Annotated in this window: 21 protein-coding genes and 1 pseudogene; 13 read left to right on the top strand and 9 right to left on the bottom strand. The window is 66.9% G+C overall.

The genetic code is table 11. From position 1 onward, the window contains the following. Positions 1-111: 111 nt before the first annotated feature. Genes ACZ6YV_RS16895 through ACZ6YV_RS16885 form a run of 3 tightly spaced genes read right to left on the bottom strand, consistent with a single transcriptional unit; the run spans position 112 to position 3,154 of the window. Complete coding sequence (locus ACZ6YV_RS16895) at positions 112-1,326, bottom strand: metal-dependent hydrolase family protein (RefSeq protein ID WP_465510458.1); 1,215 nt, start codon at positions 1,324-1,326, stop codon at positions 112-114. Further along, positions 1,323-1,766 carry a GAF domain-containing protein gene (locus ACZ6YV_RS16890; protein ID WP_465510457.1) on the bottom strand — a complete coding sequence of 148 codons (444 nt, stop codon included), beginning with the start codon at positions 1,764-1,766 and terminating at the stop codon, positions 1,323-1,325. Before ACZ6YV_RS16890 ends, ACZ6YV_RS16895 begins: the two co-directional genes overlap by 4 nt. After that, a complete protein-coding gene (locus ACZ6YV_RS16885) occupies positions 1,763-3,154 on the bottom strand; it encodes an MFS transporter (protein WP_465510456.1) in 1,392 nt (463 codons plus the stop codon). Before ACZ6YV_RS16885 ends, ACZ6YV_RS16890 begins: the two co-directional genes overlap by 4 nt. Before the next feature lie 135 nt (positions 3,155-3,289). On the opposite strand from ACZ6YV_RS16885, the gene ACZ6YV_RS16880 reads away from it, so the two are divergent. The 6 genes from ACZ6YV_RS16880 (at position 3,290) to ACZ6YV_RS16855 (ending at position 7,484) form a co-directional block, all read left to right on the top strand. Continuing rightward, entirely contained in the window at positions 3,290-4,216 is a 927-nt protein-coding gene (locus ACZ6YV_RS16880) for a MurR/RpiR family transcriptional regulator (protein ID WP_465510455.1), read from the top strand. Between the two features lie 80 nt (positions 4,217-4,296). After that, positions 4,297-4,470, top strand: coding sequence for a hypothetical protein (locus ACZ6YV_RS16875; protein ID WP_465510454.1), 174 nt, complete (start codon positions 4,297-4,299; stop codon positions 4,468-4,470). 96 nt (positions 4,471-4,566) lie between these two features. Continuing rightward, positions 4,567-4,872, top strand: a complete 306-nt coding sequence (locus tag ACZ6YV_RS16870) for a hypothetical protein (RefSeq protein WP_465510453.1) — start codon at positions 4,567-4,569, stop codon at positions 4,870-4,872. Then, complete coding sequence (locus ACZ6YV_RS16865) at positions 4,865-5,947, top strand: VanZ family protein (protein ID WP_465510452.1); 1,083 nt, start codon at positions 4,865-4,867, stop codon at positions 5,945-5,947. Before ACZ6YV_RS16870 ends, ACZ6YV_RS16865 begins: the two co-directional genes overlap by 8 nt. A gap of 85 nt (positions 5,948-6,032) precedes the next feature. Continuing rightward, positions 6,033-6,998 carry a hypothetical protein gene (locus tag ACZ6YV_RS16860; protein WP_465510451.1) on the top strand — a complete coding sequence of 322 codons (966 nt, stop codon included), beginning with the start codon at positions 6,033-6,035 and terminating at the stop codon, positions 6,996-6,998. Positions 6,999-7,097: 99 nt separating this feature from the next. Next, positions 7,098-7,484 (top strand): hypothetical protein, encoded by a 387-nt coding sequence (locus tag ACZ6YV_RS16855; RefSeq protein ID WP_465510450.1) that lies wholly within the window; start codon positions 7,098-7,100, stop codon positions 7,482-7,484. Here the strand turns inward: ACZ6YV_RS16855 and ACZ6YV_RS16850 are convergent, their stop codons facing one another. Beyond that, positions 7,485-8,579, bottom strand: a complete 1,095-nt coding sequence (locus tag ACZ6YV_RS16850; protein WP_465510449.1) for a S1 family peptidase — start codon at positions 8,577-8,579, stop codon at positions 7,485-7,487. It abuts the gene before it with no gap. Positions 8,580-9,006: 427 nt separating this feature from the next. On the opposite strand from ACZ6YV_RS16850, the gene ACZ6YV_RS16845 reads away from it, so the two are divergent. Next, positions 9,007-10,176 carry an LLM class flavin-dependent oxidoreductase gene (locus tag ACZ6YV_RS16845; protein ID WP_465510448.1) on the top strand — a complete coding sequence of 390 codons (1,170 nt, stop codon included), beginning with the start codon at positions 9,007-9,009 and terminating at the stop codon, positions 10,174-10,176. A 168-nt stretch (positions 10,177-10,344) separates the two neighbouring features. Next, positions 10,345-10,467, top strand: a pseudogene (locus ACZ6YV_RS16840) (pentapeptide repeat-containing protein); the annotation flags it as partial. 425 nt (positions 10,468-10,892) lie between these two features. Here the strand turns inward: ACZ6YV_RS16840 and ACZ6YV_RS16835 are convergent. Together ACZ6YV_RS16835 and ACZ6YV_RS16830 are read right to left on the bottom strand one after the other, a co-directional pair. Beyond that, complete coding sequence (locus tag ACZ6YV_RS16835) at positions 10,893-11,666, bottom strand: S1 family peptidase (protein WP_465510447.1); 774 nt, start codon at positions 11,664-11,666, stop codon at positions 10,893-10,895. 935 nt (positions 11,667-12,601) lie between these two features. Further along, a complete protein-coding gene (locus ACZ6YV_RS16830; protein ID WP_465510446.1) occupies positions 12,602-12,979 on the bottom strand; it encodes a hypothetical protein in 378 nt (125 codons plus the stop codon). Between ACZ6YV_RS16830 and ACZ6YV_RS16825 the strand changes: the two genes are divergently transcribed. After that, positions 12,969-13,094 (top strand): hypothetical protein, encoded by a 126-nt coding sequence (locus ACZ6YV_RS16825; RefSeq protein ID WP_465510445.1) that lies wholly within the window; start codon positions 12,969-12,971, stop codon positions 13,092-13,094. The two genes, ACZ6YV_RS16830 and ACZ6YV_RS16825, sit on opposite strands and share 11 nt — an antisense overlap. A gap of 296 nt (positions 13,095-13,390) precedes the next feature. Here ACZ6YV_RS16825 and ACZ6YV_RS16820 read toward each other — a convergent pair whose 3' ends face one another. Beyond that, positions 13,391-13,972 carry a MepB family protein gene (locus tag ACZ6YV_RS16820; RefSeq protein ID WP_465510444.1) on the bottom strand — a complete coding sequence of 194 codons (582 nt, stop codon included), beginning with the start codon at positions 13,970-13,972 and terminating at the stop codon, positions 13,391-13,393. Between the two features lie 209 nt (positions 13,973-14,181). After that, positions 14,182-14,571, bottom strand: coding sequence for a hypothetical protein (locus ACZ6YV_RS16815; protein ID WP_465510443.1), 390 nt, complete (start codon positions 14,569-14,571; stop codon positions 14,182-14,184). A 244-nt stretch (positions 14,572-14,815) separates the two neighbouring features. Here ACZ6YV_RS16815 and pip point away from each other — a divergent pair, with 244 nt between their 5' ends. After that, positions 14,816-15,772 (top strand): prolyl aminopeptidase, encoded by a 957-nt coding sequence (gene pip / locus ACZ6YV_RS16810; protein ID WP_465510442.1) that lies wholly within the window; start codon positions 14,816-14,818, stop codon positions 15,770-15,772. A gap of 774 nt (positions 15,773-16,546) precedes the next feature. After that, complete coding sequence (locus ACZ6YV_RS16805) at positions 16,547-16,789, top strand: hypothetical protein (protein WP_465510441.1); 243 nt, start codon at positions 16,547-16,549, stop codon at positions 16,787-16,789. An 844-nt stretch (positions 16,790-17,633) separates the two neighbouring features. On the opposite strand, the gene ACZ6YV_RS16800 is transcribed toward ACZ6YV_RS16805, so the two are convergent. Continuing rightward, on the bottom strand, positions 17,634-18,176 hold the full coding sequence (locus tag ACZ6YV_RS16800) for an IS3 family transposase (RefSeq protein ID WP_465510723.1): 543 nt from the start codon (positions 18,174-18,176) through the stop codon (positions 17,634-17,636). A 37-nt stretch (positions 18,177-18,213) separates the two neighbouring features. Between ACZ6YV_RS16800 and ACZ6YV_RS16795 the strand changes: the two genes are divergently transcribed. Then, positions 18,214-18,600, top strand: a complete 387-nt coding sequence (locus ACZ6YV_RS16795; RefSeq protein ID WP_465510440.1) for a helix-turn-helix domain-containing protein — start codon at positions 18,214-18,216, stop codon at positions 18,598-18,600. Further along, positions 18,590-18,790 carry a hypothetical protein gene (locus tag ACZ6YV_RS16790; protein WP_465510439.1) on the top strand — a complete coding sequence of 67 codons (201 nt, stop codon included), beginning with the start codon at positions 18,590-18,592 and terminating at the stop codon, positions 18,788-18,790. The genes ACZ6YV_RS16795 and ACZ6YV_RS16790 overlap by 11 nt, the downstream gene beginning before the upstream one ends. Positions 18,791-18,830 lie beyond the last annotated feature (40 nt).

Here is an 18,830-nt window from a genome sequence, read left to right as displayed (position 1 = left end):
ATCACGCGAGTCACGTGTCTGATCACGCGAGTCACGTGTCTGATCACGCGAGTTACGCCTTTGGCCCCGGTCCGCGCACGCGCGACTACCGCAATCAGAGGACGAAATGCGTCAGGCGGAGACCACCGTTCCGCCCTGGACGATGTGCCGGAACTTCTCCGGCTCGGTGAGGACGCCGATGTCCTCCAGTGGATCCCGGTCCACGACGAGCAGATCCGCGTGCGCGCCGGGGGACAGGGTGCCGATCTCGCCGGTCAGGTTCAGCAGGTCCGCCGCCGTCGACGTCGCGGAGCGGATCACCTCCAGCGCGGATTGGACCTCGCCGCGCAGCCGGAACTCGTGGTTCTGGTGCCGGTGCATCCCGCCGAGGAGGTCGGTGCCGTACACCAGTTTCACACCGCCGCGAGCGGCTCGCTCCAAAGCGGCCATACCCGCCCCGAGGACCTCGTCGACCTTGCGCCAGCTGGATTCCGGCAGGCCGTGCTCGCGCCCTTCCTCCTTCAGCGCCCAGTACGTGACCAAGGTGGGCACGAGGTACGCGTCGTGCCGCAGGAAGAGTTCGACACTGAGATCGTCGATCAGGTTGCCGTGCTCGATCGACCGCACACCCAGCTCCAGGGCGCGGTTCACCGCACGGGCGGTGTAGGCGTGCGCGGCGACGTAGCGGTTGGCCGACTCCGCCTCCTCGACGATCGCGCGCAGTTCGTCGGCGGAATACTGCGTCGAGTCGATCCGGTCGGTGGGGGAGGCGACGCCGCCCGAGGCCATCACCTTGATGTGGTGCGCGCCCTTGCGCAGTTCGTCGCGCGCCGCCGCGCGGACCGCGTCGACACCGTCGGCGACCCGGCCGAGACCGGCGCAGCACGGGTGGTCTTCGCTGGCGTTGGCGCCGCGGGTCCGGCTGTCGCCGTGCCCGCCGGTCTGGCTCAGCGCGCGTCCGCAGAACAGCAGGCGCGGGCCACGGAACAGGCCCTCGGCCTGCGCGTCGGCGAGACCGTAGTCGGCGCCGGAGGCGTCCCGGACGGTGGTGAAGCCCCGGTCCAGCATCCGGCTCATGGTGCGGGCGCTGTGCGCGGTCACGTAAGTGGGCGAAGACGCGGGGAGCGAACCGAGATCCGCTGTCGACGCGGTCACGTGTACGTGGGCGTCGACGAGACCCGGCAGCACGAACGCGCCACGCAGGTCCTCGGTCCGCACGTCGTCCGCGCTGAGACCTTCGCCGATCTCGACGATCCGGCCGTCGGCGCACCGGAGGTCTCCCTCGGTGTACTCGCCCTTGACCGGGTCCAGCAGGCGGGCGTTGCGCAGCAGCAGCGATCCGTTCATCGGGTCTCCTCCAGGAGTTCGCGCAGAGCCGGGACAGCCAACGGTGCCAGAGATCGGGCCGCCGCGACGGAATCGTCGTCGTAGCTGCCCTCGGCGTCGAGGATGTTGAGGACGCCGAGGGTGCGGCCGTCGTCGTCCACCACCGGCACGTTGATCACCGCGCCGCAACCGAGCCTGTCGATGAGTTCGTGATCGGCGAAGATCTCCCGCACGGCCGCGCTGTCCGGCCCGAAGTAGGGTTCCTGCCCGGTGACGCACCGCTCCAGCCAGCCCGCCGCCACCTCGACGGTCTTCTCGCCGCCGACCGGGTAATCCGCCGGGTGGCTGCTGTGCACCCGGCGCAGCGCCCGCCGTTCGGGCACCCACGCCAGCACGGTGAACAGCCGTACGCCGATGGTGGCGCGGGTCTTGTCCTCCACAGTGGACAGTGGAACGGTCACTTCGTCATCTCCTTCGCGGTCTTCACGGGCGCGCCGTGTTCGGTCAGTTCTTCCAGGGAGCGGCCGGCGGTGGAGAGGCCGAACACGACCACGCACACCACCCCGGCCGCCAGGACGGCGGTGGTCAGGCCGAAGACGCCGGCGAAGCCGAGGCTTGCCGAGGACAGGCCGATGATCGTCGGGGCCAGGATGCTGCCGACCCGGCCGAACGCGCTGGACAGCCCGGTGCCGCTGGCGCGGATCCAGGTCGGGAACACCTCGGGGGTGTAGGAGTAGACGCCGGCGTAGGTGCCGTTGAGGAAGAACGACAGCACCGCCCCGGCGAGGGTGATCGACCACGGCGCGTCCATCTGGCTCAGCCAGAACGCGCTCACCGCCGAACCCGCGAGGTACAGCGCGATGGTGTGTTTGCGGTCGAGCCGTTCCGAAAGCCAGGCCGCGGAGAAGTACCCGGGGATCTGCGCCAGGTAGATGATGATGGAGAACTCGAAGCTCTTGGTCACCGTGATGCCGCGTTCGACGAGCAGCGTCGGGATCCAGGAGAAGAAACCGTAGTAGGAGAACGTGATCACGAACCACACGGTCCAGATCACCGCCGTGCGGCGCGCCATCGCCGGGCTCCACAGGAACTTCAGCGCGCTGAACAGGTTGACCTTGGGGGTTTCCGTCGCGGGCTGGGCGTCGGCCTCGGGGACGGGCGGAAGTTCCCGCCCGGTCGCCTTTTCGACGTCCCGCTCCAGTTTCGCGACGATCTTCTCGGCCTCGGCGTGCCGTCCGTTCGCGACGAGGAACCGCGGTGATTCCGGCAGGGAACGGCGCCACCACAGCAGCATGACGATCGGCAGCGCGGTGATCAGCTGGGCGACCCGCCAGCCTTCCGGCACCGTCGGGACGATGAACCGCCCGATCAGCGCGGCCATGACGAACCCGAACGAGAAGAACCCGGCGAGCGCGCCGACGAACCAGCCGCGCCGTTTGGCGGGGACGAACTCCGACAGGAACGGCGCGATGATCGCGCTTTCGGCACCCGCACCGGCTCCGGCCAGCACCCGGGCGCCCAGGAAGACCTCGTAGTTGGGGGAGAACGCGGCCAGCACGGAGAACACCGCGTAGAAGGCCAGCGCGTACATCATGACCTTCTTGCGGCCGATGCGGTCGCCCAGCAGACCGGCGGCGATCGCGCCGAAGAGGAAGCCGAACGGCGTCGCCGAACCGATCAGCCCGAGCTGCCCGTTGTCGAGGCCCCAGGCCGCTTTCGCGCTCGGCAGGAGGAAGGCGACCACGGCGGAGTCCATACCGTCGAAGGTGTAACCGAGCCCGCCGATGAACAGGAGCAGGTAATGGGGACGGCTCAGCGGGAGCCGGTCCAGTCGTGCCAGAAGCGTCATGGGGAACGCCTTCCGTGGTTCGGGCGACGAGGAGTGCGGACAACGTATACTGCGTTTCGGCAAAACTGCAATGGTTGTTGCAAGTGGTCCGACGGGCACGATGCGTTACCGTGACGCGGTCGAGGGAGGGCGTGCGTGACAGAGACGGGAACCGACGACGGTTTCGAGGCGTGGCTTCGGGATCGGACGCCGGAACGCGGCCTGCGGCCGAAGTCGGCCGCCGTGCTCGAAGTGCTGGTCTCGCAACCGCGCCGGGCGTCGTTCGGCTCGACGGCCGAGCTCGCCCAGCTCGCCGGGGTCAACGTCGCCACCGTCACCCGCACCGCGCAGGCTTTGGGCTTCGCCGGTTGGCCCGCGCTGCAACAGGAACTGCGGGCGCGGTACCTGTCTTCGCTGAGCGCGCCGCAGGTCGCCGAAGAACACCGGGACGTCGACTCGCCCGGATCGGCGTCGCTGCGCCGCGACCTCGACAGCCTCGCTCTGCTCAACCGGCGGCTCGCCGAGGACGAGATCCGCAACGTCGCGGAGGCCGTCGCCGCCGCGCGACGCACGCTCGTCATCGCCGACGGCAGTTACGCCGCGGTCGGGATCGCCTTCGCGCACAACGCGCGGCTCGCCGGTTACGACGTCCACGCGGTCACCGCGGGCGATGCCGAACTCGCCAACGCCACGGCGAAACTCTCCTCCGAGGACGTGCTGATCGCGATCAGTTTCTGGCGGCTGTACGAAAGCACCGTGCTCGCGGCGGACGAGGCCAAGGCCAGGGGAGCCCGCGCCTTCGCCATCACCGACGCGGCCAGCCCCGCACTGGCGGGCGCCGTCGAGCAGGTGCTGATGGTGCCTGCGGAAGGCGTGACCTTCTTCCCGTCGCTGACCGCGGGCATGAGCCTGGTGCAGGCCATCGTCGCCCAGCTCGCCGCCGTCGATCCGGTCCGCACCGGAGAATCCATCGAAGCGGCCGAGGCCATGTGGTCACGGTTCGATCTGCTGCATCGCCGTCCCGGGTCGGCCGAAAGGCCGGTGCCGAAAAGGCCGACCGGTCGAGGCGACTCCGCCGGATGACCGATCCGCCGCCCCCTGCCGGGAGGCGATCCTGGTTCCAGGCCGCCGGAACAGGCGGCACGGGGACCGAGGAGGCAGCAATGACGATCATCGCGACTTTGGGTGCTTACGCCGGGCTCGCACTGCTGGCACTGATGGCGGCGACTCCGCTGCTGGTCGAACTCGACCAGCGCTTCCCGGTCACCCGCCGGGCCAAGACGGCCAAGGCGGCCAAACGGGAACACCGGGTGCCCGCCGGACTCGCTTCAGCGTGACGCAGAGCACAGAGAACCGCGCGGGCCTACCTCACGTGAGTGATTCCGAACCCGTCAAGTCGTAACTTTGTGTCGCGTTATGAAACGCTCAGTGACGTGACCGTGGATCTCTGCCTCAACGCCCAACCCGCCGACGCCTTCGCGGAATTCCGGAGGAACGTCGACGAGCTGACCCAGGCGTACATCGACGCCTGCCGTCAAGGCCGCGCTCCGGGCGACGCCACACTCGACCTTCTGCAGCGGGTCCACCGCGAGGACCGCAACTGGGTCGTCGTCCATCTGACCTTCGCCATCGCCGCGCTCGCGCATCAGCGAGCCCTCGCCCCGGCCGACGCCGTCACCCGGCCAGGTGGCGTAACGGGTGCTCCGGAGCGAGCGTTGTTAGCTTCCGCGAGTGACTGATCCGACCATCTCCGCGGTCATCGCGGTGTTCGCGGGTTTCGTGCTCGCGGGCCTCCTGGCCGTCCCGTACATCGCCGCCAGCTACCGGCGACGCGGCGAACTCGGGCTCTGGCGGGTCTTGCTGGTGTTCGGATTCCTGGTCTACGCCATGTCTTTGTGGACGTACACGTTGCTCCCCATCCCGGAGACGACGGCGTCCTGGTGCGCCGAGCACGCGTCCAGCCATCTACAACTGCGCCCCTTCCAGTTCGTCGCCGACATCCGCCGCGAACAGACCGGCGCCGGCCTCCGGGCGTTCCTGCGCAATCCCGCCGTCCAGCAGGCGGTGTTCAACATCGCGCTGTTCGTGCCGCTCGGGATGTTCGTGCGGCACCTCTTCCGGCGGGGTTTCCTCACCACCGTCGCCCTCGGCTTCGCGGTCTCGCTGTTCATCGAGTGCACCCAGCTCACCGGGGTCTGGTTCCTGTTCGAGTGCCCGTACCGGCTGGCCGACGTCGACGACCTGCTGATGAACACCCTCGGCGCCGCCGTCGGCTTCGGGCTCGCCCCCTTGCTTCGCCTGGTGCCGGGGAAGGAGCCGTCCGCCCCGCCGGGAACCCCGCGACCGGTCACCGCGCGGCGCCGTCTGCTCGGGATGGCCGTCGACGTCCTCGCGGTCGTCCTGCTCGGTACCACCGCCGGGATCGTGACGGTGGTGCTCGCGGGCGAACAGAACGCCGTCGTCACCGCGCTGATCGGCACCCTGCTGCCCGCGGTGCTCCTGCTGTTCGTCATCCCCGTCGCGGGCAACGGCGCCAGCTTCGGCCAGCGGATCGTGCTGCTGCGCCCCGCCGGTCCGGACGGCGGGAAACCCGCCCTGTGGCGGATGATCCTGCGGTTCCTGGCCGGTTCCGGCGGCTACTACACCCTGCTCACCCTGGCGTCCGCGGTGAACGGCGGGTTCGAGCCGCTCGCGAACCTGTTGTTCTTCGTCAGCGGCATCCTCGCGATCCGGCCGCAAGGCCACCAAGGGCTGTCCGGGCTGATCGCCGGCCTGAGCGTGGTCGACGCGCGCGCGACCGACGAAGCCGGGTAGTCCTGGTAACAGGATCCGCCTGACCTGGTTGCGCCGCGCCCGGGACGCCAGGCTCGGAGACGAAAAGCGACAGGGAGGAAACACAATGCGCTTTCGTCAACGTCTGGTCCTGCCAGTACTTCTGGCCGCCGTCGCCGCCGGGATCGGGACGGCACCCGCGGAAGCCAAGGGAGGCGCGGTGGACATCACCGCGCCGTCCCTCTATCCGGAAGGGGTCGCCTGGGATCCGGGCAGGCAGACCGCTCTGGTGGGCTCCGTCCGGTTCGGCACGGTCGCGGTGGTCCAGCGCGACCGGACCGTCCGCACCCTGGTGAGCGACCCCGGCATGGTGTCGGTGTTCGGCATCGCCGTCGACGCGGCACGAGGCAGGCTCCTGGTCACCTACGGCGATCTCGGGCTCGGGGAACGGTCCGCGCCGTCGCCGGTGAACCGGCAGTCCGGGCTCGGGATCTTCGATCTGCGTACGGGAAAGCGGATCGCGCTGGTCGACCTGGCCGTCGGCGACGGTGACCACGCCGCCAACGACGTCGCGGTCGATCCACGCGGGAACGCCTACGTCACCGACACCCTCGGCGACGCGCTGTTCCGCGTCGACCCGCGAGGCCGGATCACCGCGCACGTCACCAGTCCGGAGTTCGCGAGTGAGGGGTTCGGACTCAACGGCGTCGTCTGGCATCCGGACGGCTACGTGCTCACCGTCCTGTACAAGTCGGGACGGCTGTTCAAAGTGGACATGGACTCGGGGAAGGCCGCCGACGTCGTGCTGGAGCGTCCGCTGATCGGCGGGGACGGACTCGTCCTGCGCCGCGACGGCGCGCTCGTCTCGGTCACCAACGACCTCGGTGGTCCGGGACCGAGGGCGGTCCGTGTGGTGACGTCCGCCGATCACTGGCGTACCGCGGCCGAGCGGCGGATCGTGACTCCGTGGCCGGACGGGAAACCGACCACCGCGGCGGCGACCCCGTCCGGGGTCATGGTGCTGACCGGCCACCTCGACGCGCTGCTCGCGGGCGACTCGTCGGTGCGGACGTTCCAGCTTCGCCGCTTCTGACGCCCGCCACCCGATCGGGTCGATCCTGCCGTTCGCGCGAGTCATTACGCCTGGCAGCGGGCTCGGACCGGAACACTCCGCGCGGTGAACGTGGAGTCGATGGACGACGTGGCCGACTGCCTGCTCTCGGTGGCCTGGAACATCTTCCCGTTGATGGGGAAACCTCCCGAGAGCCCGGGCAACCGGACGGAAGAGGTCCGAACCCTCCTCGTCGACGCGTGTCACGGCGCCGGGATGCTGGCCCGCGAGTGGGCGGCGGAACACGGGGCGGGAACCGAGGAGGACCGCGTTCCGTTCCTGCGGCTCGCGGAGGTCGGGACGGACGCGAACCTGTTCCTGTGCATGGTTTCCGGCACGCTGGTCGCCGATCAGGAGCGGATCCGCCGCCGGTGGGCGGAGATCGAGACGCTGGTCCGCGAGGCGGGCGAACTCGCCGGGTGGATCAGGGGGCGGCCGAGGGTCCGGCCGCCCCTCCCGGCGGGGTGATCAGTCCTTTTCGAGGGTCAGGCCGTAGCGGTTGAGCACCTCCTTGACGGGCTGGAAGAAGGTGGTGCCGCCCGAGCGGCAGTCGCCGGAACCACCCGACGTCATTCCCTGTGCCTGCACGAGTTTCGTACCGGAACCCGACGAGGGGCGGCTGACGAACGAGCCGCCGGAGTCGCCCGGTTCGGCGCAGGCGTTGGTCTGGGTGAGGCCCCGCACGACGTTCCCGTTGCCGTAGTTGACCGTCTGGTCGAGCGCTTCGACCCGGCCGCACTGCCAGTGGGTGGTGATCCCGGACCGGCAGATCCGCCCGCCGACGCCGACGACGTCCGCACCCTCGATCCGCACGTCGCTACCGTCCTCGTACCGGTCGACCCGGGGCGGGGTCGAGACGTCGGAGTGGGTCACCTCGACGGTCCCGTAGTCGTTGCCGGGGAAGGACGACCTCGCGACCCGGCCGATGGTGCCGTCGACGCCGTGCACGGTGCCGCCGAGTTCGGTGCAGTGGCCCGCGGTGATCACGTAGTGGTCGTCATCGTCGTGGGCGTTGAACCCGACCGAACAGGCGCCACCGCTGAAGTAGAGACCCTGCCCGCCGACCACGCTCCACAACGGACGGGGCGCGCTCTCGACCCGCTCCACCCGGACCGGGACACCCGCCGCTTCGGCCCACGCCCGGCCCGCGGCGTCGCCGCCCACCACGCTGACGACGACCTCGTTCGCGGGCGCGTCGACATACCAGCCCGCGACCGAGCCCGGCAGTCCCGCGGTTCTTTCGTCCAATGTGGACTGGATTCTCTTCAGTTCGGCGGAACTGTGCCGCACCACCTTCGGGACCGCGCCCGCCGAACGGATCCCGGCCGAGCGGCTCGCGTCGGTGGTGCCGACGACCAGCCGGCCGGTCGTCGTGTCCAGCCAGGAACCGGCGAAAGCGGCTCCGAGCGAAGTACCGAGCTTCTGCTGTGCGGCGGCCAGCGTGGCCGGGCTCGCCGCTTCGTTCAGCGCCGAAGTCGCCGCCGAGGCCGGGGCCGCGAAGGCGGTGACGGCTGCCGCGGCTCCGATCAGGACGGTCGTGGTGCGCAGAGGACGTCGTATCACGAAAACCTCCATGTATCGCGGAATTCGTTGCGGGATGTGGAACGAGAATCGACGTTACGACAGTGGCGTCGTAAGCGAATGCCGCCATTGGAGTAGCACTGACAATTCCCCTTTCCGGCGCAAGGGGACGTGCCATTGCCGGGCTCTGCTCACTCTTGTGAGTGGATCATGCCCGATTTACCGTCCCCGATGTGTTGTCGGGTTCACGACAATCCGCGACCGGGGTGTGGCATTCGGGAAAAGGCGTGTCCGGTGCCCGTCACCTGATTGTGTGCGGCTGAACCCGTTTGCCCGCCTTGATGACGAACGGGTTTCGTTCGCATCCGTGGCGTTCCGGCCCCGTTGCGCCGAACGTGCGACTTCTGTAACGCGGCGCGCGCACGCGCTGACTGATCTTTCGGTGACCCGGAGCAGACGGAGGCTGTGGATGAAGATCGACCTGTTCAACGAGATCCAGAACCCGCGGCCGTGGCCCGAAGGACACGAGGGACTCAGGTTCTCCCAAGCGATCGAACAGGCCGTCCTCGCCGACGAACTGGGCTACGACTGCTGGTGGCAGGTCGAACACCACGGGGCGGAGGAGTTCAGCCTGTCGTCCGCGCCGGAACTGATGCTGGCCGCGCTTTCGCAGCGGACCAGCCGGATCCGGCTCGGCCATTCCGCCGTGCTCGCGCCCGGCCGGTTCAACCATCCGATCCGCGTCGCCGAACGCGCCGCGACCCTCGACCATCTCAGCGGAGGCCGGGTCGAACTCGGCCTGACCCGCTCGACGATCCCGGAATGGCGCCTGTTCGGCATCGAACCGGACGAGGCCCGCGCCCAGACGCAGCAGGCGTTCGAAATGATCCCGCGAATGTGGACTTCCGAACGGTTCTCCTGTGAGAACGACGCTTACCGCGTCGACGACGTGCCGATCTCGCCGAAACCGGTCCAGAAGCCCCATCCGCCGCTCTGGCAGGCTGCGGCGAGTCCGGCGTCGTTCGAAGAAGCGGGCAGGCGCGGGGTGGGTGTCCTGGGCACGACGATGTGGGAATCGCTGGAGCGCGCGGGAAGGCTGATCAAGCTCTACCGGGACGCGGCCGGGGAATGCGCCGATCCGGTCGGGGCGTTCGTCAACAACCAGGTCGGGTTCTTCACGTTCGTCCACTGTGCCGACACCGACGAAGAGGCGATGCGCAACGGCGCCGCCGCGGCCGCGGCCTGGTACACGGTGACGGCTCTGACGTTCTTCGAGGCAGCGAGCGAGTTCGTGCGCCTCAACGCCCGGCAGGAGCAGATCGTCGCCGCGCCCGACGGTGGCGGCCTCACCGGCGACTTCCTGCGTGGTGAGGCGACGAACGTCCCGACGGAGGCGAATCTCCTGATCGCCCGGATCCTGCAGGGCGAGTCCGTGCCGGACGACGAGATCTTCAGCGTGCTGAGCGCCCAGGACTCGCTGATCGTGGGCAGTCCGGAGACCTGCCGCAAGAAGCTGCGGGCCTACGCGGAGCTGGGCATCGACCGGATGATGTGCCTGCAGCAGATCGGTGGCATCCCGCACGAGAAGGTGTTGAAGAGCATCCGGCTCATCGGCGAGCTCATCCCCGAGCTGCGCTGAGGCATCCCTGTCCCGTGAGCGAGGACGGCAAACGCGGTGTCGAGGTCCTGTCGAGACGGGCGATCGTGGTCGTCTTCGTGCTGGTCTACGGCGGGCCGGACCGGCAGCTGGAGGCGATCAAGACCGCGGGCACCCTCGTGCTCGCCGCCGCTCGAGGACGCCCGGGCGGACGCCCTCGAGTGGCGGCTGACCGAGCAGTACACCCGTGCCGCCGACCAGCTCGGCAACGACAAGGCGCCGGTCCGGCTCGCCGGTCTCTGCGCGCTCGAAAGGCTGGCGCAGGACAACCCGGGCAACGCCGAGGCCGCTGGTAGGAACTCTGTCGTCATCGGTGTCGAGGACATCGACGACACCGTCAGCGCGCTCGCGACCCAAGGTGTCAAGTGCGGCTCGATCCCGGATCCGGAGGGCAACAGGATCAACTTCGTATGGGAGAACCCCGACTATCAGCCTCCTTCCGGACAAAGCTGCTTCCCGGGCGGGCTGGTGGAGTGAAGTGGCCGCCCGCCATCGGACTTTGACAGGGTTCTTGTCGACGTCGTGAAGGCCTCCTTCCTTACCTTGAAGGTAGGGAAGGAGGCCTTCACGGCAGTGGGCCGCGGTTTGTGTCGGTGCCCTCCGCCCTCGTGGGATGGTGCCGAATATCGAACGCTTGGTTTTGTCGCTCACGGGGCGATCGAGGCGCTCGGGACGTGGCCGTCAGAGCCCGTGAGGGGTTATAACGTCGTTTCCCACGCCGTCACCGCGCCGCCCGTGACCTGGTCGATCCAGGCGCGATAGCCGGGGACGCTGTTGTAGATCCCGGGACCGTTGAGGCAGTTGCTGCTGTTGTTGCCGGATCGGCTGGTGGCGCCGGTCAGCTTACCGTCCAAGATGGACGGACCACCGGAATCGCCGTAGCAGGCGCTGGTTCCGGGTGCGCCCTGGAAGCAGATCTCTTTGCCTCGCTTGAAATCGGCGGTGCACCTGGAGTCTGCGACGGTAGTGGTGTCCACTTCGCGAAGCTGTGGCGAGGCACCACCGCAACCAGGGGTACCGCAGGTCTGACCGTGTCCGATCAGCTTGTTGACGGTGCCGACGGCCGGGCTGGAGGCCGCGATCTTGATCGGCGTGGCAGTGGCTGCTCGCGACAGCTTCACCACGGCGATGTCGTTCGCGCCAAGGGTCGCGCTCGCCGCGGTGATGAGCTCGCCGCCGGAGCCGGTGTTGATCGCGCCGATCCGGGCGGAGAAGCCGCCACCTGTGGAGCCCTGGACGCAGTGTTTTGCCGTGACAAGCCATTGCGGGGCGACCAGCGACGCCCCGCAGAAATGACGGCCATTGCGCTGCAGCGAAGCGAAGAACGAGTAAGGAGTCGTGACGACCTTGCCGCCGATGATGAAAGGTTCGATCGGCGGCCTGGCCGGTGATTCGGCCACAGCCGAAGGCCCGGCGAGGAGCGACCCGGCGACGAGGGCGGCGGCGATCATGGACATACGTCGGATCCACATGGTTTTTCGGCCTCCTGTACTGAAAGGGGAGTCCAGCATGGGACGGGATTCAGCAGTGTCAGATCGATCAACACCCGACCGTAGTGCTCTGTAAAGTATCCGGTACCTCCCTTGGTACTGAATCGGACATACCATCGATGGGTGAGGCAAAGGACAGCCGGCGGGACTATCGGCTGAGCCCTTGGACGTGCCCTACGACCTCGACGCCATTTTCGGCAAGCTCGGCTACTCCTCGCGGTCTTCTTCTATGATCGGATTCACCCCCGATGGAGCAGGGCAGCGCCACATCAGGGTGATTCGCGACCGCCTTCGGCACGAGACCCGGTTCGATGACGAGTGGCCATCCGCACCCGCCGAACGGAGCCACCGTGCCCGAGCACGCCGCCCCCTGGATCGCGCTTGTGTCTATCGTCGCCATGGTGATGGGCAACTTTCTTGCTTGTTCGTGGCGCATGCTCGTTGAAGGACGAAGAGAAAACGGGGAATGGTCGCGGCGCTCAGTGCTGAAACCGGCGCCGATGTCTCTTGCCACGGCCGGTGCGGTGGTTCGCCCTCGGACGGGCTTTTGCTTGCTCGGCCCAGACGAGTAGCGCGTTCCTCGCTTCGACAGGGTTCGTGTCCCTAGTGTGTTTTGTGGCCTCCGGGAGGAAGAGGCCCGTCGAGCTCCCCGTCGGCGTTCGGGCTCGGCCGGATCACCAGGATCGGGTCTACGGCCCGATCCTGGTGACCGGCGTCGTGCTCGTCCTGGGCACTGTGGGGTGGTTGGTGCTGACCGAGAGGCAATGTTCGTGAGGACATCCCCGGTACCCCCGTGCTGTCAAGTCTTCTTTTCCGGCGCCGTCGACACGGAAAGCCTCGTGACCTTCCTGGGCAGATGAGTCGCCCGGGAAGGTCACGAGGCTGGTACTGCGGTGTTTCAATGGCGGGGCTGTCGTTCAGCAGCTCGAGGCCGTGACAGGAGCACCGTAGATCGGGTTCGCTGCTCCTGCGACCCAGACATATGGCCTGATCGGCTTGTTGTCGAGCCATGAGTCCCAGACGGGCCCGAACCAGCCTCCACCCGCGGCGATCGTCCGCGTCTCGCGCCAGGGGAATTGAGTGCCGGCGCTGTTCTCCCAGCCCATGCTGATTGTGACGGGACTACCTGCGAATTTGGCGTAGCCGACGCCGACCTTGCCAGGGCGGCCCTGAGTGCCGGTGATGTCACCGGTGATCTCACCGTTACCGATATTGTGCCGGGATTGGGCGTAGCCGCACTGGTTGGCCTTCACGGTGGACGGGGTCGCGATGGCGGTGGTCGTGATGCCGGTCATCGCGGCCACGGCGATCGCGACCGGGATGAGCAGGCGTCTCTCGCCGCGTTGCGGGCTCCCGTTCGGCGCGGCGCAGCCGGTCGGCGTGCTCGGCTGCGGTGATCGCTGTCGGTAGCCACACTTCTTTCACCGCGACGTCGACGTCCAAAGTCTCGTCTCGTGCCCGCCAGACCCTGCCGAACCCGCCCGCGCCGAGCTTCCTGATGAGGCGATACCGCCCGACGACGAGATGCCCCGGCTCTGCCGATTGTGTCACGCATCGCAGTCTAGTAGGCGCACGAAGCAACGATGGACGGGACGACGGCGCCACCATCACCAGCGGACACTGGATCGGCGACGCGGATACTGTGTCGCACCGACTGTCCTTACCGAAATATGAGACGACATGGGCACCGTCGTCGAAGGGATCTTCTACAGCAGCTGTCGCAGTAGATCCGAGGTAAACGGGATCCGGGGTTGCATCTGAACAAACCGTTCGACTTGCCATCGCTTTGTCTGAACCGCCTGCTTGGACTCCGCCTGAACCCAAGGGGCATAGACTCTGATCGCACGTTTACCCCCCTTCCCCTCGACCGACATGATGCCGCGACGCACCAGTTCCTGGCTGTTGAATATGAAGAGCCCGCGATGATCCTTGTTGAAGACCGCGATCACGATGGAGCTGATCGAGTCAGTGGTATCGAACGGTGCGATCTCACTGTCCGGGGCGGCTCTCGTCCAGATCGTCACGAACTGTCCGACCTTGGTAGGAGTTGTTTTGGCGACACGGAACGCGACACTTCGATCGTCGACAGCAAGTCGACATGCGCCGTATTCCGCACTCTCGACTTCCCGGACGGCGGGACGAGTCACTACGAGTCCTGAATCTTCGAACACTTCACGAACCGACTCGACCAGTTGAACAGGAACGCCGCCAAGTGCCGGATCGGTGGCCCATCGATGAGCGGCGCCGTCGCCGGTCTCGTCGATGGTCACACCTGGAAGATCCTTCACGAGCAACTCCTTGGCTTGAGAACAAATTCGAGACAGCCTCACGTACGGCGACATCGAGCGCGGGCACGTCTGCCGCGGCGTCCTATCGCCGTTCTGTCAGGGTTTCTTGCTGCCGTCACAAGATCTTGGCACGGTGACACGGTCGGCTCCAACCTGGACGCCAGGCCCACGCGGACCACGTGCGTCTTCGACCCACAATGCCGGGCGGTTCAGCATTCGGGTCGCTGAATCACCCGCGGCATTGGGATCTCCGTCCAGGGAAGAGTGATCTTCCCCTTCAACGTCCATTGCGCCGTACCAATGGCGTATTTGTTGTTCCAGACTGTCGCTCCGGGCACGCGATGGTTGTTCTCGGTGAGAACGATGTCGGCGATGCCGACCGGAGTCTCTCGGATGTTCATGACCGCTTCCCGTCTCAGCCGACGTCCCACGACGTGCAAACCGGACGCTGCGAACGATCCGTTGAAGTGCGCGCCAAAGCACTTCGCAGCCGCGTATCCGGCGAGCGCCCGCGCCTTTGCCGTGTCGAGGTTGCCGGCTTTCAGGTACTCCTCGACGTTGATCGGCTTCGCGCCGCTCTGGCGAAGCTCGACCGTCACCGCCTTCTCCGTCACTGCCTGCGCTGGCACTGCGGCTCTGATCACGCGAGTTCGGTGAACGGGTCACCGTGTTTGCCCGCGTACTTACGACACGCACTTCGGCGCAGGACACTAGGGCGTGCCGAGTGCGGCCAGGTGCCACGCCCACGGTGCAGCACCCTCCTCTGGGTCCACGGCGAACCGCCCCCTCTCGTCTGGCACCCGTGTGCGAGATCATGCGTGTATGGCGAGTACATCTGACGACATGCGTTACCCACCGATCGATCCATACGAGTCAGGCATGCTGGATGTCGGCGACGGCCATTCGCTTTATTGGGAGGTGTCGGGCAACCCCGGCGGCAAGCCGGTTGTCGTGCTGCACGGCGGTCCCGGCACGGGGAGCTTTCCTGGGATGCGGAGCCTCTTCGACCCGGAACGCTACCGTGTGATCCTGTTTGACCAGCGCAATTCCGGGCGCAGCATCCCTTCGGCTGCCGACCCGGTCGTCGACCTGTCGACCAACACCACGCAGCACCTCGTCAGGGACATCGAGACACTGCGGGGCCATCTGGGAATCACCCGCTGGCTGGTCTGGGGTCGCTCATGGGGCGTAACACTCGCTCTCGCCTACGCCGAAGCGCATCCCGAGCAGGTGACCGAACTGGTACTCGCAGCCATCACCAACGGCGACCGACGCGACACCAACTGGATCACCCGCGACATGGGCCGCGTTTTCCCGCGCGAGTGGGAACGATTCCGCGACAGTGTGCCCGCCTCCGAACGCGACGGTGACCTGTCGGCCGCCTACAGCCGGTTGCTCCACGACCCCGACCCCGAGATCCGGGCCACGGCCGCACACAGGTGGTGCGAATGGGAGGACACGCACATCTCGCTGGCCCCCGACGCCACCCCGTTCCTGTCGATCGCCGACCCGGCATTTCAGTTGACCTTCGCCCGCCTCGTCACCCACTACTGGTCCAATGGCTGCTTTCTCGACGAAGAGCAACTGCAGCGCGACATCGGGCGACTCCACGGGATTCCCGCCGTGCTGATCCACGGGCGCTACGACGCCAGCAGTCCACTCGGGATCGCTTGGTCACTGCACCGGGCCTGGCCCGGGAGCGAACTCGTCGTTCTCGACGACACCGGCCATAACGGCAGCAGCATGACCACCGCGATCATCGCCGCCACCGACCGCTTCGCCGAGGACCGGGAGTGGTAATCGCTGTGGCAGGCCGCCCCGAGACCTCCACCAACCGCCGATCAGCCCATCGGCAGGTCGCGAGGTGACGTCTCCTGGTTCGGCAGGGCGAGCTGCAGCGTGCAACGGCCTGGTATTTCTCCTGATCGGGCGGAACTGAATCGGAAGGGGCAGATGGTGTTGAGGACCGGGACTACGCGACTTGTCCGGCCTGCGTGGCTATGGCCGTACATGATCAGCGAGTTCGTGGGCGATGAAGGCGCCATCGAGGTCTACCGTCGCGCGGTTCCTGCGCGGTGAGCTTCGCGAGATCAGCGTCACCGAAAAGGGGCCGAACAGCGCACGGCTCAGCTCGTGATTCAGGAAAAGGCACCGCCGTTTCGACGGCGGAGCCTTCTCTTTTTACGGTTCGCTTATCGTCAAGCCGGTTATGAGCTGACGGTGTCGAGTGACCGACGTCTCCGCGGCACTGTTGGACACTCGCCGCGGACCGCTGACCCTGTTCTGTGCCAGTCAAGTGTGCTTCGGCCGCTAAAAGCGGTCTGGTCCCCACGTGGTCCCCAAGCACTTGCTTCGGTACGTAACGAAGAATCTTTTACGGTGTTCCGATGACCGCAGAACTCCTGCCCTCGGGCTACAAATACGGCCTGGTCAACAAGCTTCTTCTCGAAAGAGGACGCTTGGTGCCGGTTCCTGCGTTCACGTTCGACGCCGACGGCCGGACCAGTGTCCAGCAGGTCGCCGACGCCCAGGTGTGGTACCCGGCAGTGTCCTTGTGCGCCGTCCGCTGGTGCCGTGCTGTCCGAACGTCTGCTGGCCGCGGCCACTGGGGCTCTCGTGGCGGACCCCGGCTTCCGGAGGACAGTGGAGGACCTTCCCGGGTGGACCGGTGAGGGCCTCCACGGTGACGTCCGTGCGGTTGTCGTCGCCGTGCTGCGGACGCTGGCGGATGTCGCGCCCGGCACGCCGGAGTACGCGGTGGAGTTCGACTTCGGCGGCCTCGCCGACATGGTCACCGATGCGGGGACGTCGACGTAACTCCCCGGGAAACCGCTCGAGCTGTCGAGAGCGGGCGCCTGCCTGTCCTCGGATCACCCGGTGCAGGAAGAGACTCATGAATGTGCGTGGTCGCAAGGGGATCCGGACGGCCGATGCTGCCTATGCCTCGCGCGTGGTCGAGGTTCTCCAGCAGGTCGGTGAGTTCACCGACCTGGCCGATCCGTCGACCGCCACGCTGGTCCGGGACGCCGTCGCCCGGCATGCCGCAGACCCGGACGCCGGGTTCGAGGTCATCGTCGACAACCCCAGCCTGGCGAACTGGCGACTGCGACCCCACCTCAACGCCCGCCGGCCGGGTCCGCCTGGCCTGCTACCGGTACGAGGAAACCGCAGCCGACGTCGAGCGAGTCAGTCGCATCGACGCGGCACTCGAGCGGATCGGACGGTTCTGACAGCTCGGATCGGACCGAGGCGTGCTGGTTTGGCATCTGTTTGAGCAACGAAGAACACCAAGGCTGTGAAGGATCTCGGCGCGGGCTTGCTTACGGTGGCTACTGCCCTTCAGCGTGCTTTGTAGGATCTAGGGTGCCGTCAAACTGGACGGATGCCCCGCCAAACCAGCCGATCAGGAGTAAGAACCTCAATGAGCCACGTCATCAAGGTTCGGTCCACGCTGGTCTATTCGCTTCGCCGGGCTAGGAATACTGTGGTGCTTGCGTTTCAGCTGCCGCCAAATCGGTTGCAACATACCTACCGGCGATATCGGCGGCAGTGGCCAGCGTGGGCTCGTGCGTCCGAGAGCACCAAGGATGAGGCCACCAAGATCAACAGATCACTGTATGAGGGGCCTCGATCTTCCCGGACAGCTTCGTGGTGGCTTGGCCTACGCTGCTTGCTGCCGGTTTAGGTACTCGATGTAGACCTCGTTGGGGGTCTTGTAGTCGAGCCCTGAGTGGAGACGTTTGTTATTGTAGCGCAGCTCTACGTATGCTGTGATATCCGCGGTGGCCTGTTTTCGTGTTGTGTAAATCACTCGATGGGCTCGCTCGTTTTTAAGGGCGCCGAAGAATGATTCGGCCATACTGTTGTCGTAGCAGATTCCTGTGTGGCCGACGGAGTGCCGGATGCCGAGAGATCTGAGTGTGTTCGCGAATTGGGCGGACATGTAGTTGCTGCCGCGGTCGGTGTGGAATATCGCTCCGGGTTTGATTGAGTAGTTCCGGACGGCCATGTGCATGGCTTTCTCGATCAGGGGTGTTCGGTAGTTGTCGTCCATGGCCCATCCGATGACCGCTTTGGTGTGGCAGTCGATGACGGTCGCCAGATAGACCCATCCTTCCCAGGTGGGAATGTAGGTGATATCGCCGACCATTTTCTCGCATGGCGCGTCCGCGCTGAAGTCCCGACGCAGCAGACTTAGTTGGATATTTCCTACAGCATGGGCGTGGACTACCGTGGTTTACGTGCCGAATCCCCAGTCCACCCGCGAGGTGGTTGCCCTCGAACGACGAGCCGCGTTCGGGCGTCGGCTGCGGTTCCTGCGTGAGCGGGCCGGGATGACCCAGACGGCCGTCGCCGCGGCGGCCGGGGTGGACCGGTCCTTCTACGTGGAGGTCGAGGGCGCCAAGCACGGTGTGGCGATCGACAAGGTCTTCCTCATCGCGGACGCGTTGAAGGTCGCGGTCGTCGAGCTGTTCACGGACCTGGATGCCCCCGCCACGTCGCCTTCCCCGAGCCGAGGTCAGGCAGACACCAACTTCACCTCGCCGTGTGGCTCCCATGGAGGTGCGCACCCGGCCACAGGGCCAGCAGACGGCAGGGCTCTGCGCCCCTGCCGTCATGGGCACTGACCCGGCGGTGGAGGGACTGCACTCCTTGGCCGGCGCGGGTGCCGTCGGTGAACTCGCGGGGATACCCGCTGTCTTCGCGGTGGGGTGCGGCCACGCGCAGCAGGAAGCCATCTTCGTCGGCGGTGTTCCCGGCGAGCTTGTCCGCCAGGTCCACGGGCGAGTGCTCCAGCAGGTAATCGGTGTCCTCTAACGCGTTCGCCGTTTGGCGCGGGAGGCGCCGGAGAGAACGG

This window comes from Amycolatopsis sp. NPDC102522 (genome assembly GCF_055584485.1).
This window is presented reverse-complemented; position numbering and strand designations above follow the sequence as displayed.

Coding starts and splice junctions, on each gene's coding strand:
- ACZ6YV_RS16895 (WP_465510458.1), bottom strand. CDS start 1,326: ATGAACGGATCGCTGCTGCTGCGCAACGCCCGCCTGCTGGACCCGGTC.
- ACZ6YV_RS16885 (WP_465510456.1), bottom strand. CDS start 3,154: ATGACGCTTCTGGCACGACTGGACCGGCTCCCGCTGAGCCGTCCCCAT.
- ACZ6YV_RS16875 (WP_465510454.1), top strand. CDS start 4,297: ATGACGATCATCGCGACTTTGGGTGCTTACGCCGGGCTCGCACTGCTG.
- ACZ6YV_RS16860 (WP_465510451.1), top strand. CDS start 6,033: ATGCGCTTTCGTCAACGTCTGGTCCTGCCAGTACTTCTGGCCGCCGTC.
- ACZ6YV_RS16855 (WP_465510450.1), top strand. CDS start 7,098: ATGGACGACGTGGCCGACTGCCTGCTCTCGGTGGCCTGGAACATCTTC.
- ACZ6YV_RS16845 (WP_465510448.1), top strand. CDS start 9,007: ATGAAGATCGACCTGTTCAACGAGATCCAGAACCCGCGGCCGTGGCCC.
- ACZ6YV_RS16835 (WP_465510447.1), bottom strand. CDS start 11,666: ATGTGGATCCGACGTATGTCCATGATCGCCGCCGCCCTCGTCGCCGGG.
- ACZ6YV_RS16825 (WP_465510445.1), top strand. CDS start 12,969: ATGCCGGTCATCGCGGCCACGGCGATCGCGACCGGGATGAGCAGGCGT.
- ACZ6YV_RS16830 (WP_465510446.1), bottom strand. CDS start 12,979: ATGACCGGCATCACGACCACCGCCATCGCGACCCCGTCCACCGTGAAG.
- pip (WP_465510442.1), top strand. CDS start 14,816: ATGCGTTACCCACCGATCGATCCATACGAGTCAGGCATGCTGGATGTC.
- ACZ6YV_RS16790 (WP_465510439.1), top strand. CDS start 18,590: ATGGGCACTGACCCGGCGGTGGAGGGACTGCACTCCTTGGCCGGCGCG.